Raw genomic sequence first — 15466 nt, forward strand, 5'->3', positions numbered from 1 at the left:
TGATTCCTCCAGTCGGCCGCGAGTGTCCCCGAAGCCCCGATCGTTGTCAACGTCGACGGTTCGCCTTGACACCGCTCGCCGGACCCTGCTAGCAAGGGCGGGCCGCGTGGAAACGGGGGACGATCGGAGGAGGCTCATGAAGGTCGAGCAGAAGCTGAAGGCGATGGGGCTCACGCTCAAGCCGGTGGCGCCGGCGGTGGCCAACTACATTGCCTCCGTGCAGGTCGGAGGCTTGCTCTTCCTGGCCGGGACGACCGGCGAGCGCGGCGACGAGATGGGCATGCGGGGCAAGCTGGGCGCCGACCTGACCACCGAGCAGGGCTACCAGGCCGCGCGGCTCTGCGGGCTGGCCCACCTGGGGATGATGAAGGCCGCCCTCGGCGATCTCGATCGCGTGGAGCGGATCGTCCGCCTGATCGGCTACGTGAACAGCGCGCCCGGCTGGCAGGAGGCGCCCTGGGTCCTCAACGGCGAGTCCGATCTCTACATCGCGCTCTGGGGCGACAAGGGCCGGCACGCGCGCGCCGCGCTCTACATGCACGAGCTGACCTACAACATGGCCGTGGAGACGGAGGTGATCGTGCAGGTCAAGGCCGGCGCGACCCGGCGGGGCTCCCGGCGCGCCCGGACCGGCCGGCGGTCCCGGTAGGAAAAGTCCGGTGGCCTATATCATCGGCGTCGACATCGGGGGCACGTTCACCGACGTCGCCGTGGTCGACGTGGCCAGCGGCGCCATCGCCACCGCCAAGGTGCGCACGACGCCCGCCGACCTCACGTCCGGGGTGCTGAGCGCGCTCGAACTGGCGGCGGCCGAGGCGGGCCTGGGCCTGGACGACCTGCTCGCCGACACCGTGAAGCTCGCCCACGGGACCACGCTCACCTCCAACGTCATGTTCACGTGGAGCGGCGCCCGCACGGGCCTGCTGGCCACGCGAGGGTTCGGCGACGAGATCCTCATCATGCGGGCCCGCGGACGCGTCGCCGGCATGGGGCTCGCCGAGCGCCGGCACTACCGGGCGACGGACAAGCCGCCCCGCATCGTGGCCCCCGAGCTGATCGAGGAGGTCGTCGAGCGCGTCGACCACCACGGCCGCGCGCTCGTTCCCCTCGCCCCCACCGAAGCGGAGCGTGCCGTCGACGCGCTGCTGGGCCGGGGCGTCGAGTCGGTCGCCATCGCCCTGCTCTGGTCCCCGGCCAACCCGGCGCACGAGCTGCTCCTGGAGCGGACCGTGCGCGAGCGAGCGCCCGGCGTGCACGTCAGCGTGTCGCATCGCCTGGCCCCGGTGCTGGGCGAGTACGAGCGCACGGCCACCGCAGCGGTGAACGCCTACGTCGGCCCCACGGTGAGCGCGTATCTGCACGACCTGGGCGAGCGCTTGCGCCAGCGCGGCCTCGGGCGTCCCCTGCTGGTGGTCCAGGCCAACGGTGGAGTCGCCCAGGTGGAGGAGACGGTCCCCATCAACACCATCGAGTCGGGACCGGCCGCCGGGCTGGTCGCCGCCAAGGCGCTCATGGACGCCGCGGGATACCGGAACGTCATCGCCACCGACGTCGGCGGGACGACGTTCAAGGTCGGTCTGCTCGTGGACGGCGAGTGGTCGTTCGCTCCCGAAGCGGTGGTCAACCAGTACACGCTGCTCATCCCCATGATCGACGTCGTCTCGATCGGCGCCGGCGGCGGCAGCATCGCCTGGGCGGACGAGACCCGGCTTCGCATCGGGCCCCGCAGCGCCGGCGCCAATCCCGGGCCGGCGGGCTACGGTTGGGGCGGCACCGAGCCCACGGTGACCGACGCCGACCTGGTCCTGGGCTTCCTCAACCCCGAGCGCTTTCTGGGAGGGCGGTTGCGGCTGCGTCCGGATCTGGCCGAGAAGGCGATCGCCGATCGCGTCGCCAGCCGGCTGTTCGGGGGTGATGTGGAGCGCGCGGCGGCGGGCATCCGCCGGGTGGTCGACGCCCAGATGGGCGATCTCGTGCGCAAGATGAGCATCGAGCGCGGCCACGATCCACGCCGGTTCGTGCTCCTGGCCTACGGCGGCGCCGGCCCGCTGCACGCCGCGGCCTACGCCCGCCAGGCGGGCATCGAGCAGGTCATCGTGCCGTCGGCGGCCACGGTGTTCTCCGCCTTCGGGGCGGCCGCGTCGGACATCCGGCACTCGCTGCAACGGTCGTCGCCCGGCCAGCTGGACGACCTCGACGCGATCGGGGCCACCTACGAGACGATGGAGGACGAAGCCCGCGCGCTGCTCGCGCGGCAGGGAGTCTCCGCCCCGCGCATGCGCCTCTACCGCTGGGCCGACATGCGCTACGCGCGCCAGCTCCACGACGTTCGCGTGCCGGTGCCTGCCGGTCCCGTGGACTCTGCCTTCGCCGACGCCGTCCGCCAGGCGTTCGCCCAGCGGTACGCCGCGCTCTACGGCGCCAGCGCCGTGCTCGAGAAGGTGCCGGTGCGCCTGCTGCGGCTGGGCCTCGAGGCGGTCGGGATGATCGACAAGCCGGCCGTGTCGGCCGTCGAGCCAGACCCGGCCGGCGCCGAGGAGCCGGCGCGGTCCGCCTACGGCTCGGCGCGATCCGTCTACTGGCCGGACGAGGGCCGGCGGCTCCCGACGCGCGTCTACGACGGCCTGCGCCTCCGACCCGGGAGCACGCTGGAAGGCCCCGCCATCATCGAGCTGCCAGGCACGACCATCGCGCTGCCCCCCGGCGACCGGGCCGCGATCGACCGCCTCGGCAACACCGTGATCACGCTGGCCGGCGGGAGGTCGCGCCGGTGAGCACGCACGCGCTCGACGCGGTGACCTTCGAGGTGATCTGGCACCGCCTGCTGGACATCACCGAGGAGATGGGCATCAAGTACATGCGCACGTCGGGCTCGCCCATCCTGGTGGGCGGCTACGACGCCAGCACGGGGATCTCGCTGCCCGACGGGCAGATCGTGGCCATCGGGCCCTACATCACGACCCAGGGCACGGTGCTGGCGCTGATCGCCCAGGCCGTCCTGGATCGCTGCACGAACAACCCGGGCATCGGCCCCGGCGACATGTTCATCTGCAGCGACCCGTACCTGGGCGCCACCCACCAGTCGGACGTGGCCACCGTCGCTCCCGTCTTCTTCAAGGGCGAGGCGATGGCGTGGGTCGGCGCCTCCGGGCACTGGCTGGATATCGGCGGCCCCGAGCCGGGCGGCTTCAACGTGAACGCCTACTCGGTCCTCGACGAAGGGCTCCGCCTGCCGCCCACCCGCATCGTCGAGGCCGGGCGTGTCCGGGAGGACCTGGTCTCGCTGATCATGAACCACGTCCGCGATCCGCTCGCCGAGCTCGATCTGCGCGGGCAGATCGTCGCCAACGCCGCCGGCAGCGAGCGCCTGATCGCCCTCTGCGACCAGTACGGCGTGGCGGTCGTGCAGGCGGTCATGCGGGAGGCCATCGCCCACGTCGAGCGCCGGCTGCGGGCCCGGCTCCGGCAGCTGCCAGACGGGGTGTGGCGGGAGGTCCAGTTCCTCGACCACGACGGCCACACGCCCGCGCTCTACCGGATCGTCTGCACGGTGACCAAGCGCGGCGACCGGCTGCGCGTGGACTTCACCGGCACCGATCCCCAGGCCAACGGCTACATCAACTGTGCCTGGGGCGGCGTGCGCGCGGCGACGCTGGCCGGCATGTTCATCATGCTCGCCTGGGACCTGCCCTGGAACGAAGGCGTGGCCCGCTGCCTGGACCTGGTGGCCCCGCCGGGCACCGTGTGCACCGCCGTCTATCCCGCCGCGGTGAGCCTGGCCACCATCTCGGCCATCATCGTCAGCGTCACCGCCGTGTTCGGGGCACTGGCGAAGATGCTGCTCGCCAGCCCGCGTCACCACGAGGAGGCGATGGCGAACTGGGGCGGGACGTCGCTGGCCCCGACCATCACCGGGCTGAACGAGCGCGGCATCATGACGGTGAGCGGCGAGACCAGCCATTTCGCGGCCGGCTGCGGGGCGCGCACCTTCAAGGACGGCGTCGACACCGGCGGCATCGTCGTCAACACCACGGCCAGCATCCCGCCCATCGAGACGGTGGAGGCCGAGTATCCGATCCTCTATTTGTTCCGCCGGCAGCTCATCGACTCGGGTGGGCCGGGACGGTACCGCGGCGGCGTCGGGGCCGGCGTGGCCATCGTGCCGTGGGATGCAGGTGGTCCGCTGGAGTCGGGCTTCAGCGGCACCGGCGCCGAGGTACCGAACGCCTACGGCCTCGCCGGGGGGCTGCCGGGAGCAGCCGCGAAGTACACCCGCTACGCGAGCACCAGCGTCCCGTCACGGCTCGAGCGGCGGGAACCACTGCCCGCCGACGTGCCCGAGCTCGACGGCGAGCCGCACGTGACGTACCTCAAGCACCCCAGGGCACCCTTCCCCCCCGACATGGCCGAGTACCACTGCTGGCAGGGCGGCGGTGGCTACGGCGACCCGCTGGAGCGCGATCCGGCCCTGGTGGCGCTGGACGTCCGCGCCCGCCTCGTCTCCCCGCCGGTGGCCCGCGAGGTCTACGGCGTCGTCGTCACCGACGGGCGCGTGGACGAGGCGGCGACCGCCGAGCGGCGCGAGTCCATCAGACGCGGGCGGCTCGCGCGCGGCCGGCCGGCGTCCGAGGCGCTCGCCGGCGGCGCGGACGCCGACGAGCCGCCGCTCGAAGCCCCCGAAACGGCCGGCACGGGACGCCTGCGCTACGGCGACCTGCTGGAGTTCGACTTCGGGGCCGACCGGATCCGGTGCACCGCCTGCGGGCGGGAGCTGGGTCCGGCCCGCGGCGACTTCCGCCTGGGCTGCCTGGTGGAGCGGGCGCCGGTGACCGCGGCCGGCCCCGGCCGCGGCGAGGACTACGACGCCGGCCGCATCGAGCTGCGCCTCTATTATTGCCCGGGCTGCGGGCGCCAGCTCGAAGCCCAGGTGGCCCTCCGCACCGGTCACCCGCCCTCGGGGTTCCGGCTGTTCGCATCCGGGGGAGTGCCCGACTGACCGGGGGTGGCAATCTCGTCGATCAGGCCGTAGTCGAGGGCTTCGCGCGCGTGGAGATACCGCCCGCGCCGCATGTCCTCGGCGATCTCCTCGGCAGGCCGGCCCGTGCGCCTGGCCAGCCGCGCGTAGAGCTTCCAGAGCAGCTCCTGCTGCTGCCGGCTCTGCGCGGCGATCGCCTCCGGCGTGCCGGCGAACCGCGCCAGCGGCTGGGAGAGGTGGAACCGCGCGTGCGGCGCGGCGAGCCGGCGATCGGCGGCGGCGACGACGCCGACGGCCGGGCCACCGACCTGACCCCGGCAGAGGACCCGCAGGGTGGAGCGCAGCGTGTCGGCCACGTCGGCCAGGCTCATGCCGGGCGCGCTATTGCCGGGGCGGCGTATGCACGAACGGCAGCCTGGTGTAGCGAACCTTGTCGGCCTCGATCACCAGAGCCACGCGGCCCTCGGGATTTCGCATCGGGAACGGCTTCCCGATGTACTTGTGCGACACGGGATCCATGATCTTGAGGTCCGGATCCGGCCGGCGCTCCACCACCCGACCGCGGATCTGCACTTCCTCGTAGGGATTCTGCATGTCCACCATCGACAGCGCGACCCGGGGATTCCGCCGCGTATTGCGGGCCTTCAGCGATCCCTCGCTGGTGCACACCAGGAGCCGATCCCCCTCGCGCCCCACCCAGACGGGCACGCTCTGCGGCGAGCCGTCCACCATCAGCGTCGCGAGGTGCGCGAAATTCGGTCGGTCGATGAGCGCCTTGGCCTCGGCCGGCAACGGTTCGGGCATGGCATCTCCTCCTCGGCGTTCAGACGGGTCTCCGGTGAGAACGGCTCGACGCGCGCTCGGCTTCCTGCTTCTTGCTGGCGTTCCTCAGCACGAGCAGCACCACCCCGGTCTCGTACAGCTCCTCGGCGAGGATGACCGCCGAGATGATGATCGTGGCGCGCGAGTCGTAGAGGATGCCGAGCGCGAACGCGACGCTCGTGATGGCGATGATGAGCGCGCGGATGCCCCAGATGAGGCGGACACTGCTGTCGTCGCGATCGGGCGCCCGCAGAGCCCCGGCAAGGTGGCGCACCGCCCGCCAGCCGAACACGGCGGCGAGGACGATCAGACCGTCCACGACGAGGGAGCTCATGCACTAGAATAGCGCTCGAGGAGAGCCCGGATGCCGTACCGTCCTCCGTCGCCCGAGCCTCACCCCAGGCGCCGGCCCTCGGGGTCGAACAGGTAGAGGCGGCCGCCGCGGAAGTCGAACCCGACGCTCGCGCCCTCCTCGCTCCGGAAGGCGGGCTCGGCCACGGCGATCAGCAGGCGCTCGGCGCCGTGGTCGAGATAGACGAGGGTCTCCTTGCCCAGCGGCTCGAGCAGCGTCACCCGGGCCCGGTGGCCGCCGCTCACTCCGGCAAGCCGCACGCTCTCGGGCCGGACGCCGAGCGTGACGGGGCCCTCGGGGATCGGCCCCAGACCGTCCAGCGGGATCTCCCGGTCACCGAAGGCGAAGCGCAGCCCGCCCGGCGTCTTTCGCGCCTCGCCGGGGATGAGGTTCATGGCGGGCGAGCCGAAGAAGCTGGCCACGAACTGGTTGGCCGGCTCGTAGTAGATCTCCATGGGGGTCCCGAGCTGCTCGATCCAGCCGGCGCGCATGACGACGATGCGATCGGCCAGCGTCATCGCCTCTTCCTGATCGTGGGTCACGTAGACGAACGTCTTGGCGAGCCGGCTGTGCAGCGCGTCGATCTCCGCGCGCATCTCTTTCCGGAGCTTGGCGTCCAGGTTGGAGAGCGGCTCGTCCAGCAGGAAGGCACTCGGGTTGGTGACGAGCGTGCGGGCCAGCGCCACGCGCTGGGCCTCGCCGCCGCTGCACTGGGCCGGCAGCTTGGCGAGCAGGTGCGTGATGTGCATCGTGCGCGCCACCTGCTCGACGCGCATGCGGATCTCGGTGGGGGCCACCTTCTTCACGCGCAGGCCGAAGGCGATATTGTCGTACACGGTCTTGTGCGGAAACAGGGCCAGATTCTGGAACACCATGCCGATGTTCCGCTGGCCCGGGTCGAGGTCGTTCGCCTGCCGGCCGTCGATGGTGATATCGCCCGACGTCGCCTCCTCCAGGCCCGCGATCATCCTGAGCGTCGTGGTCTTGCCGCAGCCCGACGGGCCCACCAGCACCAGGAACTCGCCCTCCTTGATCTGCAGGTCCATCTCCTGGACGGCCACCGTGCCCTTGAATTCCTTGCGCACCTTCACCAGGCTGATCTCGGCCATGCCGCTACCTCTTCAACATCCCGAAGCTGAAGCCTCGGACCAGATGCCGGTGGATCGCGTAGCCGATGGCGATCAGCGGCAGCGTCACCCCGATCGACATGGCCTGCTGCCAGCCATACAGGCGCCCCTCGGTCGCGCCCTCGTACTTGCTCAGCTGGACCGGCAGGGTGGAGATCTTCGTCGCCGATAGTGTCACCGCCATCAGGTACTCGCTCCAGGTGAGGATCAGGATGAACAGGAAGGTCGCGACGACGCCGGACCGGATCAGCGGCAGGACCACCTCCCACAGGGTCCGCAGGCGGCTGGCCCCGAAGAGCTCGGCCGCCTGCTCCACCTCGATGGGGACCTCGTCGATGAAGCTCTTGGTCATCCACAGCGAATAGGGAAGCGTGGACACGACGTAGATGACGATGAGGCCGACGTAGCTGTCCAGCAGCCCGAGGGTCGCGTAGTAGAGGAGGATGGGCACCGCGACCACGATCGGCGGAATCATGCGCAGCATCAAAAACCGAAAGAGCGCCCGCTCGCTGAGGATGCCGTAGCGAGAGGCCCCATAGGCCAGGAGCAGGCCCAGGGCCACCGAGAGCGCCGTCGAGACCCCGGCGATGAAGAGGCTGTTGACCAGGGCGTGGAACGGCGTCTGGATCGAGGCCGACTGGACGTACTGCGTGTCGAGAAGCTCGCCGAACCAGGCGACCCGGTAGTTGTTCAGGGTGAAGGGGTTCGGGATCCAGGTCGGGGGCCACGTGAACCACTCGTAGGGCGGCTTGAGCGAGGTCATCACCGACCAGAAGAGGGGAAACAAGACGACCACGAGCCAGAGACCGAGGATCGTGTAACGGGCGACGTCGGCCAGTTTCCGCCGCGTGCGGCGGGTCATGACGAAGGCCGGTAGAGGGCTTCCAGGGCCCGCTTCTCGCGCAGGAGGATGCGGATGCAGAGGTACACGATAGCGGCCACGATGATGAGGACGAGGTAGGACATGGCGGCGGCCTTCGAGATGTTGAAGTGCTGCCAGCTCGTGATGTAGAGGTACACGGGCATGGTCTCGGTGTAGCTGCCGGGGCCGCCGCGGGTCAGCGCCCACACCTTCGGATACTCCCCTAGAGCCTCCAGGAAGCGGAGGATCAGGGCCAGGACGATGACCGGGCGGAGCAGCGGGAGCTGGATCTGGAAGAAGATCTGCAGCGGGCTGGCTCCCAGCACCCTGGCCGCCTCGATCGGCTCTCTCGGCATGCCGCTGAGGCCGGCCAGCATCAGGATGAAGACGAACGGGGTCCAGTTCCAGACCTCGATGAAGATGATGGACAGGAAGGCCGGGATCGGTTGGGCGAACCACGAGACGCGGATCTCCTGTCCCGTGATCCAGCCGAGCATCTGGTTCAGCGGGCCCTTCTCCACGAGCAGCATCTCGAAGTTGTACCCGATGGCGATGGGGACGATGAGCATCGGGGTGATGAAGAGCAGATAGAAGAGGCCGCGGCCCCGGAACGGCTCCCGCATGAGATACGCCAGCGTGAACCCGATGAGCAGGCACAGGACGGTCGAGGCCCCGGCGAAGATCAGCGAGCGCACCAGCGACCAGTGGAACCGCTCGTCCCCCAGCACGTCGGCGAAGTTCTCCAGGCCGACGAACTCCGCCTCCCACCAGTCGCCGAGATACGCCGTCCACTGGTGCAGGCTGAAGTAAATCTGAAAGAAGATGATGGGGGCCGCCAGGAACAGCACGGGGACGGCGACGACCGGCAGGATCGTCCACTTGTACCGTCGTCCCTGTCCCCGGGCCATCGCTGGGGCCGGTCAGCCCTTCGGCTGATCGATCTTGGGAAACGCCGCCTTGTAGTTGGCCAGGTCCTTGATCAGCAGCTTGCGCCCGATCCGCCGCACCATGCCCGCCCAGTCGGCCTCGGTCTTCTTGAGGGCCTCGTCGCCGGAGATCGTCCCGACGAAGGCGTCGGTCAGGTTCTTGTCCAGGATGTCGGTGAACTCGAGGAACCCGGGCAGCAGGATCGGCGGGCAGCTGACCTCGAGGCACTTCTTGGTCGCCTCGACACCCTGGGGCGTGTACTTGGCCAGGACGCGCTTGTCGGTCATGTGCTCGGGCGCCCACGCGTCGTGGAACTGCAGCTTGGGATCGGCCACGATGTCGGTGCTGTGCTTCGGGGTGCTCCAGTACTGGCTGAGCCAGTACGCCGCCTCCGGGTCCTGACCGCGGCGGTTGATGACCAGCGCGATCACCGGCTCGGAGACCGAGCGCTTGACCAGCCGGCCGGTCATCCGCGAGCCCGGGACCACGCCGTAGGACCACTTGCCCTTCGTCTTGGAGTCGCCGCGCTCGGCCACGCCGAAGGCGCCCGTCCAGTACGTCCACATGGCGGCGCCGCCGCCGGCCACGAACGGGATGTTCTGGGTCGTGCCCCAGACGGCGATGTCCCGCGTGGAGTACGGCTTGGTGCCCAGGAACCCCTCCGCGGCCTTGCGCCCCGCGTCGTTGTACAGGGTGGGAGTCATGTCGTCGCCGAAGGGGAAGCCGCCGTTCGCGTAGAACTGCATCAGGAACCACACCGTCCCGCCCCAGTTCCGCGAGCGGAGGTCGGAGACGCCGTAGAGGTCGGGCGGCCGCGTGAAGAACCGGGCCAGCTCCAGATAGTCCTCCCAGGTCTCGGGCCACTTCATCGGCTTGCCGTGCTTGTCCGCGAACCGCTTGCGCTCGTCGGGGTTCTCGAACAGGTCCTTGCGGATGCCGGTGGCCATGACGTTCCCGTCCGTCACGAACCCGAAGTTCTCCCCGTGGTAGTGGGTCTGCAGGCTCAGCGGGCCCACCGACCGGTAGACCATCCCGCCCCGCTCCATGAGCTTGTTCAGCGGCTGCAGGTAGCCGGCGTTGACCAGGGTGGGGATCATCCCGGCCGAGACGTGCACGATGTCGAAGGCGCTGGACTTCGCCACCGCCTCGGCCATGACGCGCGCCGGGATCTGGAAGGTGACGAGGTCCTGGGTGGCGCCGACGCCGATGCCCGTCTTCTCCTTGAAGTCGGCAGCCAGCGCGCGCATCTGGCCGGGGAAGTACTGGCCCCAGATCAGGACGTTCAGGTCGAGGTTCTTCTTCAGCGCCTTGGCGCCGTTGATGGCCCGCTGCTCGGGCGTGTCGCCCGGCACCGAAGCGCCCCAGGCGAAATCCGCCGCGAAATAGGGTCCGCCGAACACGCTCGCGCCGGCAGCCCCGGTCACCTTCAGGAACGCCCGCCTGCTCACCGTTCTGCAATCCCTCCGCGTCTCACTCATGAGTCCCGCTCCACGGGCCCCTGCGGACCCTTGCCGAGTCAGACCGCGCATCGAGTTCGGACCCAGGTCGGCCGCTACACCGTGGGTGGCACCTCCTTCTCGTTGTGTCGGGCAACGGCCGCCCGCCGTCGGGCCGCGCCGGCGTGCACGCGTGCTACCGCTTCGTGACGCGCTGGAACGGCGTTGGAGGTGGACACCCGCATCGGGCCGACACGAATCCGGACCTGGGCGCAATGCGGGGACTTCAGGCGACGATCGACCGGACCGGTGATCTTGCACCTCCTGCTGGAATGGAGGTGGGGGCGACCATACCAGACAGGGCCGGCCGGTGCAACGCGGGCCCCTGAAAAGGCGGCCGCACCTTGACAGGGGCCGCCTGGCGGCAGTAATGGCACCCTATCTCCGACGCGCACAGCCGAGTCGAGCTGCCAAAGGAGGCGCCCCATGGCGACAGTCGACATCGTCGACCGGTCCGAGATGATCAGCAAGATGAAAGCCTTACTGGAGATCAACCCCAAGGAGACGGCCATCGTGACGGTGGACATGCACCGCGGGCACCTCGATCCGCGGGTGGCGACCATGCCGGCGTCCGACGAGGACTGCGAGCGCGTCATCGCCGCGACCGAGCGCCTGCTCCGGCACGCCCGCGCCGCCGGTGTGCACGTGGTTCACGTCGTGACCGTGCAGCGGCTCATCCCCGGCCTGGGCGCCGAGGGGCGGGCCTGCCCCTTCTGGGCCAAGCTGAGCCAGATGGTGGAGGCCGATCGCTGGATCCCCGGCAAGAAGAGCACCATCGACTCGCACAACATCAAGGGCAGCATCCTGACCGAGATCATCCCGTCGCTGTACGAGAAGGACAGGGATTATGTCGTCGACAACAAGAAGCGGCTCAACTGCTTCACCAACACGGATCTGGAGCATCTGCTCCGCATCCTGGGCGTGAAGACGATCGTGCTCACCGGCATCAACACCAACACGTGCGTGCTGAACACCGCGTTCTCGGCGCTGGACCGGGACTTCGCCGTGGTGGTCATCTCCGACTGTGTCGCCAGCATGTACGGACAGGATCTGCACGTGTTCGCCCTGCAGAACATCGCCCGGTGCATCGGCTGGGTGCTCACGGTGGACGAGTTCACCGACAAGCTCAAGGCCGGCGCGCGGAGCGAGCTCGTCGCGGCCGCCGTCTGACCGCCTCGGAGCAAGCGGGGCCAGTTTGCGGCTGACGGCGGGCGCCCCGGCGAACCCGGGGCGCCCCGCGGTCTCTCAGCGCGGCGGGATCACCGGCAGGAGCAGATAGGCCTCGTGCCCGGGGCCCGTGTGCACCGTCGTCGTGCCGCGGAAGATCTCGGCCGGCCGGTCGTGGGGATCATTGTGCAGCCAGGGCCCGGAGCCGCGCGAGGGGAACACCGGCATCTGGTCGGGGCCGGGGCGCTGGAAGTCCTGGCCCGCGATGCCCAGGGCCAGCCTGAAGCCCTTGGGAAGGACGATGCAGGTCGGCCAGATCTCCACGTCCAGGTCGTAGACCCCGCCGGGCTTCAGCGGTTGCTTGTCGCGGTGCGTGTGATACGGCTGCCACGGCCTGGATTTCTCGGGGTCGAGCTGGCGGTGCGAGGCGCGTAGCCAGCCCTGGGCGAGCGGCGTGTGCGGGTCGACCGTGCCCTGAAACTCCACCTCCCGTCCGTCGGGCGAGAACGCTTGCACCGTCACGAAGAGGTCGGCATCCACGGTGCTCGAGGAGATGGGGATCTTGAGCGCCAGGGGACCGGTGATCTCCGTCTCTCTCTCCAGCGGGGGCGAGAGCCAGGTGAGCCCCTCGCCCGGGGCTTCGAAGGACGCCTGGCCCGCCCTCGCGGGCGGCTCCCAGTCGAGCGCGCCGGCGCCGGCATCCAGGTAGAGCTTCGTCCACTGCGTGCCTTCGAGCGGCCACGCCTGCTCCTTGCGCAGCTCCACCGCCTCGGTGAAGGGCCTGCGCACATTGAGCCAGACGTGCGGCTCCTTGTCCCACCCATTCTTCTCGCCCTTCAGGTAGTAGTCGAAGAAGCGCTTCTGCAGCTGCATCCCGTAGGGCAGATAGAACCACTCCTCGTGCCGCCCGGGATGGCCCTCCAGCCACTTCTCTTTCGACGCCGCCTCGGTGAAGGCCGCGAAGTTCCCACGCGGGTGCAGGCCGAACCCGGCCCAGTTGGCCGGGCTCAAGAACGGCACGGTCACCCTGGACCAGTCGGGCGACCGGCCCCGATACCAGTCGTCGTCCATCTCGCGGGCACGGGCATTGGCGAGGTTGTCGCACCGGTTGGCCAGCAGGTCCCGTTCCGCCAGTTCCTTGGGTCCTGTCGAGCGCTCCTCCATCCAGTGGTCCCACGGCCCTTTGGGGTTGCCGTGCTGCACGGCCTCAACCTGACGCGGATACCAGACCTCCATGAACTTGTTCGACAGGATGCCCCCGTGGCGATACCAGTCCCGATACGCGTCCGCCGCACCTTCCCACGGCACCATCGCGGCCAGGTGGGGCGGCTGGAGCGCTGCCACGTGCCACTGGTTGATCGCGTAGTACGAGATGCCGTTGAGCCCGACCTTGCCGTTCGACCAGGCCTGCGTCCCGGCCCACTCGATGCAGTGATAGAAATCCCGGGTCTCGCGCGGCGAGAAGATGTCGAGGTACCCCGGCGAGCGGCCGGCCCCGCGCGAGTCCACGCGCACCACGGCGTAGCCCCACGGCACCCAGATCTCGGGATCCACCGTCTCCCACGTCAGGAAGCTGCGGGTCGAGCCCTCCAGGATGTCGGGATGCTTGCCGACGAGCCAGTCCCACATGGGTTTGTAGTGATCCTGGTACTTCACCCCTTTGCCGTACGGTCCCATGGTCATGATCACCGGCACGCGTTCTTGCGTGTCCGGGCGGTACACGTCCGCCTTGAGCACGAGACCGTCGTCCATGGGGATGTCCAGGTCGCGCTGGACGATCATGGCGGCCCCTCCCTTCGCAGGCTGGAGGCAGTATAGTCCCGTCGGATCGACCGCGGCGCGGGCGGACTGCCCCGTCGGCGCCGGCCACGGAGGAACGTATGAAGGCTACCAGGAAGCTCAAGCTGCCCACAACGATCACCGGATCGCTCCCGCGGCCCGCCTGGTACACGGTTAACCTCGGGACCCGGCCGTTCCGCGAGGCCCTGGGCGACGCGCGCTACCGCGAGCAGTACACCGACGCCGTGGGCACGTACATCCGCGACCAGGAACGGGCCGGGCTCGACATCGTCACGGACGGCGACGCCCGGTTCGACAGCGACGTGGGCGGCATGAGCTGGTTCCAGTATCCCGCCCGGCGATTCACGGGGCTTGCCGGCGTCAGCTACTACCGCGCGCAGAAGGGCTACGGGGGCGCCGGCAAGGGCGACATCATCTTCGAGGTCATGGAGAGCCGCACGATGCCCCGCTGCGTGGGCAAGATCGAGCGGGGACCGCTGCACTACACGTACCTGTGGAAGCTCGCCCAGGGCCTGACCACCCGGCCGGTGAAATTCGGCACGATCACCCCCGAGCTCATCGGCACCACCGTCGCCAACGAGCACTACGCGACCGTGCAGGAGCTCCTCCACGACATCAGCGGGGCCATGCGCGAGGAGTTGCTGGAGCTGGCCCGGGCCGGCTGCCCCGTCATCCAGATGGAGGAGCCCAACATCCATCTGATCGGCATCCAGCGGCAGGCCGGGGCCCGACTGGACGTGGAGTTCTTCGTGGAGATCTTCAACAACACGGTCAAGGGGCTCCGGGACCTGACCGAGGTATGGTGCCACACCTGCTGGGGCAATCCCGCCCAGCAACGCCTCTTCGCCGCGCCGCAGTCCTACCGGGACGCCCTGCCCCACCTGGCCCGGCTCGACGTGGACGTGCTCACCTTCGAGTGCGCGACCACCGACGGCATTGATTTGGAATTGATCGGCAAGGCCATCCGGGACCAGAAGATCGCCATCGGCGTGGTGGACCATCGCAACCTGCAAGTGGAGCGACCCGAGCAGGTCGCCGCGCTGATCCGGAAGGCCCTGCAGCACATCCCGGCGGAGCGGCTGATCCTCTCCTCGGACTGCGGCTTCGGCCGCGAGGGCATGAGCCGCCGCATCGCCTTCTACAAGATGGTCTCCATCGTCCGCGGCGCCAACATCGTCCGGCGCGAGCTGGGATTGCCCGAGGCCGAATGCCGCGCCGCCGACCCGCGCTTCGCCCTCGTCGACGAGCTGTGAGGTCAGATCAGTTCGCGGACCCGGTCTCCCAGGACGGTCCAGGCGATCTTCTCCCGGTTGGGCTGGCCGCGGAGGAGGGATTGGGCGAATCTCGAGGCCTGCTCCGCCGTCACCTTGCCGGGCAGCGGCGGCTCGAACGGGTCCACCACCGCCTCGAGGATGGCCGGGCCGGGGGCGGCCAGGAACTCCTCCACCACGCTGCCGCACTGGCCGGCCTCGTCCACGGTGAAGCCGGTGCCGCCGCAGGCTCGCGCGAAGGCAGCGAAGTCGATCGGCTGCAGCTCGCACCCGTACTCGGGGTTGCCCAGGAACACCATCTGCTCCCACTTGATTTGCCCCAGCGTGTTGTTCTTCACGACCACGACCTTCACGGGCAGCCGGTACTTCACGCAGTTGACGAACTCCGCCATGAGCATGGAGAAGCCTCCGTCGCCGACGAAGGCCACGCACTGCCGGTCGGGATAGGCCACCTGGGCGGCGATGGCATAGGGAAAGCCGTTGGCCATGCTCGCCAGCGTCCCGGACAGGGAGTGGAGCTGGCCCCGTCGGGCCGGGATGTGGCGCGCCCACCACGTGGCGATGGTGCCGCTGTCGCAGGCGACGATGGCGTCGCTCCGCAGCCGCTGGCCGAGCTCCCACGCCACCACCTGCGGCTTCATGGGATGGTCCGGGCGGGTCGCCCGCT

General features: G+C 69.6%; 14 protein-coding genes. 5 read left to right on the forward strand and 9 right to left on the reverse strand.

From position 1 onward, the window contains the following. Positions 1–136: 136 nt before the first annotated feature. The 3 genes from VFR64_21320 to VFR64_21330 are packed head-to-tail and all read left to right on the forward strand — an operon-like array spanning position 137 to position 4996. Positions 137–649, forward strand: a complete 513-nt coding sequence (locus VFR64_21320) for a RidA family protein (protein ID HET9492274.1) — start codon at positions 137–139, stop codon at positions 647–649. A gap of 10 nt (positions 650–659) precedes the next feature. After that, the gene (locus VFR64_21325) at positions 660–2774 is read left to right on the forward strand and encodes a hydantoinase/oxoprolinase family protein (protein ID HET9492275.1); all 2115 of its coding nucleotides are present in this window, start codon (positions 660–662) and stop codon (positions 2772–2774) included. Then, positions 2771–4996, forward strand: a complete 2226-nt coding sequence (locus VFR64_21330) for a hydantoinase B/oxoprolinase family protein (GenBank protein HET9492276.1) — start codon at positions 2771–2773, stop codon at positions 4994–4996. Before VFR64_21325 ends, VFR64_21330 begins: the two co-directional genes overlap by 4 nt. On the opposite strand, the gene VFR64_21335 is transcribed toward VFR64_21330, so the two are convergent. Genes VFR64_21335 through VFR64_21365 form a run of 7 tightly spaced genes read right to left on the reverse strand, consistent with a single transcriptional unit; the run spans position 4945 to position 10513 of the window. After that, a complete protein-coding gene (locus VFR64_21335; protein HET9492277.1) occupies positions 4945–5346 on the reverse strand; it encodes an ATP-dependent Clp protease proteolytic subunit in 402 nt (133 codons plus the stop codon). The genes VFR64_21330 and VFR64_21335 overlap by 52 nt on opposite strands. Positions 5347–5356: 10 nt before the next feature. Next, positions 5357–5779: a PPOX class F420-dependent oxidoreductase gene (locus tag VFR64_21340; protein ID HET9492278.1), complete on the reverse strand. Its 423-nt coding sequence runs from the start codon at positions 5777–5779 to the stop codon at positions 5357–5359. Between the two features lie 19 nt (positions 5780–5798). Further along, positions 5799–6131 (reverse strand): hypothetical protein, encoded by a 333-nt coding sequence (locus VFR64_21345; GenBank protein ID HET9492279.1) that lies wholly within the window; start codon positions 6129–6131, stop codon positions 5799–5801. A 59-nt stretch (positions 6132–6190) separates the two neighbouring features. Then, positions 6191–7258: an ABC transporter ATP-binding protein gene (locus tag VFR64_21350; GenBank protein HET9492280.1), complete on the reverse strand. Its 1068-nt coding sequence runs from the start codon at positions 7256–7258 to the stop codon at positions 6191–6193. Between the two features lie 4 nt (positions 7259–7262). After that, positions 7263–8138: a carbohydrate ABC transporter permease gene (locus VFR64_21355; GenBank protein HET9492281.1), complete on the reverse strand. Its 876-nt coding sequence runs from the start codon at positions 8136–8138 to the stop codon at positions 7263–7265. Beyond that, on the reverse strand, positions 8135–9046 hold the full coding sequence (locus VFR64_21360) for a sugar ABC transporter permease (protein HET9492282.1): 912 nt from the start codon (positions 9044–9046) through the stop codon (positions 8135–8137). The genes VFR64_21355 and VFR64_21360 overlap by 4 nt, the downstream gene beginning before the upstream one ends. Before the next feature lie 12 nt (positions 9047–9058). Beyond that, positions 9059–10513, reverse strand: coding sequence for an extracellular solute-binding protein (locus tag VFR64_21365; GenBank protein HET9492283.1), 1455 nt, complete (start codon positions 10511–10513; stop codon positions 9059–9061). A 474-nt stretch (positions 10514–10987) separates the two neighbouring features. On the opposite strand from VFR64_21365, the gene VFR64_21370 reads away from it, so the two are divergent. Then, positions 10988–11731 carry a cysteine hydrolase gene (locus VFR64_21370; GenBank protein HET9492284.1) on the forward strand — a complete coding sequence of 248 codons (744 nt, stop codon included), beginning with the start codon at positions 10988–10990 and terminating at the stop codon, positions 11729–11731. A gap of 75 nt (positions 11732–11806) precedes the next feature. Here the strand turns inward: VFR64_21370 and VFR64_21375 are convergent, their stop codons facing one another. Next, positions 11807–13510 (reverse strand): CocE/NonD family hydrolase, encoded by a 1704-nt coding sequence (locus VFR64_21375; GenBank protein HET9492285.1) that lies wholly within the window; start codon positions 13508–13510, stop codon positions 11807–11809. Positions 13511–13608: 98 nt separating this feature from the next. Here VFR64_21375 and VFR64_21380 point away from each other — a divergent pair, with 98 nt between their 5' ends. Further along, positions 13609–14781 carry a cobalamin-independent methionine synthase II family protein gene (locus tag VFR64_21380; protein HET9492286.1) on the forward strand — a complete coding sequence of 391 codons (1173 nt, stop codon included), beginning with the start codon at positions 13609–13611 and terminating at the stop codon, positions 14779–14781. A gap of 2 nt (positions 14782–14783) precedes the next feature. Here the strand turns inward: VFR64_21380 and VFR64_21385 are convergent. Continuing rightward, a partial coding sequence (locus tag VFR64_21385; protein ID HET9492287.1) for a thiamine pyrophosphate-dependent enzyme occupies positions 14784–15466 on the reverse strand: 683 nt, incomplete at its 5' end.

This window comes from Candidatus Methylomirabilota bacterium, from assembly GCA_035709005.1.
In the GTDB taxonomy this organism is placed as follows: Bacteria; Methylomirabilota; Methylomirabilia; order Rokubacteriales; family CSP1-6; genus 40CM-4-69-5.

Excerpts from the sequence above, each read along its gene's own strand:
- VFR64_21320 (HET9492274.1), top strand. The coding sequence starts at position 137 with ATGAAGGTCGAGCAGAAGCTGAAGGCGATGGGGCTCACGCTCAAGCCG.
- VFR64_21335 (HET9492277.1), bottom strand. The coding sequence starts at position 5,346 with ATGAGCCTGGCCGACGTGGCCGACACGCTGCGCTCCACCCTGCGGGTC.
- VFR64_21340 (HET9492278.1), bottom strand. The coding sequence starts at position 5,779 with ATGCCCGAACCGTTGCCGGCCGAGGCCAAGGCGCTCATCGACCGACCG.
- VFR64_21345 (HET9492279.1), bottom strand. The coding sequence starts at position 6,131 with ATGAGCTCCCTCGTCGTGGACGGTCTGATCGTCCTCGCCGCCGTGTTC.
- VFR64_21350 (HET9492280.1), bottom strand. The coding sequence starts at position 7,258 with ATGGCCGAGATCAGCCTGGTGAAGGTGCGCAAGGAATTCAAGGGCACG.
- VFR64_21355 (HET9492281.1), bottom strand. The coding sequence starts at position 8,138 with ATGACCCGCCGCACGCGGCGGAAACTGGCCGACGTCGCCCGTTACACG.
- VFR64_21360 (HET9492282.1), bottom strand. The coding sequence starts at position 9,046 with ATGGCCCGGGGACAGGGACGACGGTACAAGTGGACGATCCTGCCGGTC.
- VFR64_21370 (HET9492284.1), top strand. The coding sequence starts at position 10,988 with ATGGCGACAGTCGACATCGTCGACCGGTCCGAGATGATCAGCAAGATG.
- VFR64_21375 (HET9492285.1), bottom strand. The coding sequence starts at position 13,510 with ATGATCGTCCAGCGCGACCTGGACATCCCCATGGACGACGGTCTCGTG.
- VFR64_21380 (HET9492286.1), top strand. The coding sequence starts at position 13,609 with ATGAAGGCTACCAGGAAGCTCAAGCTGCCCACAACGATCACCGGATCG.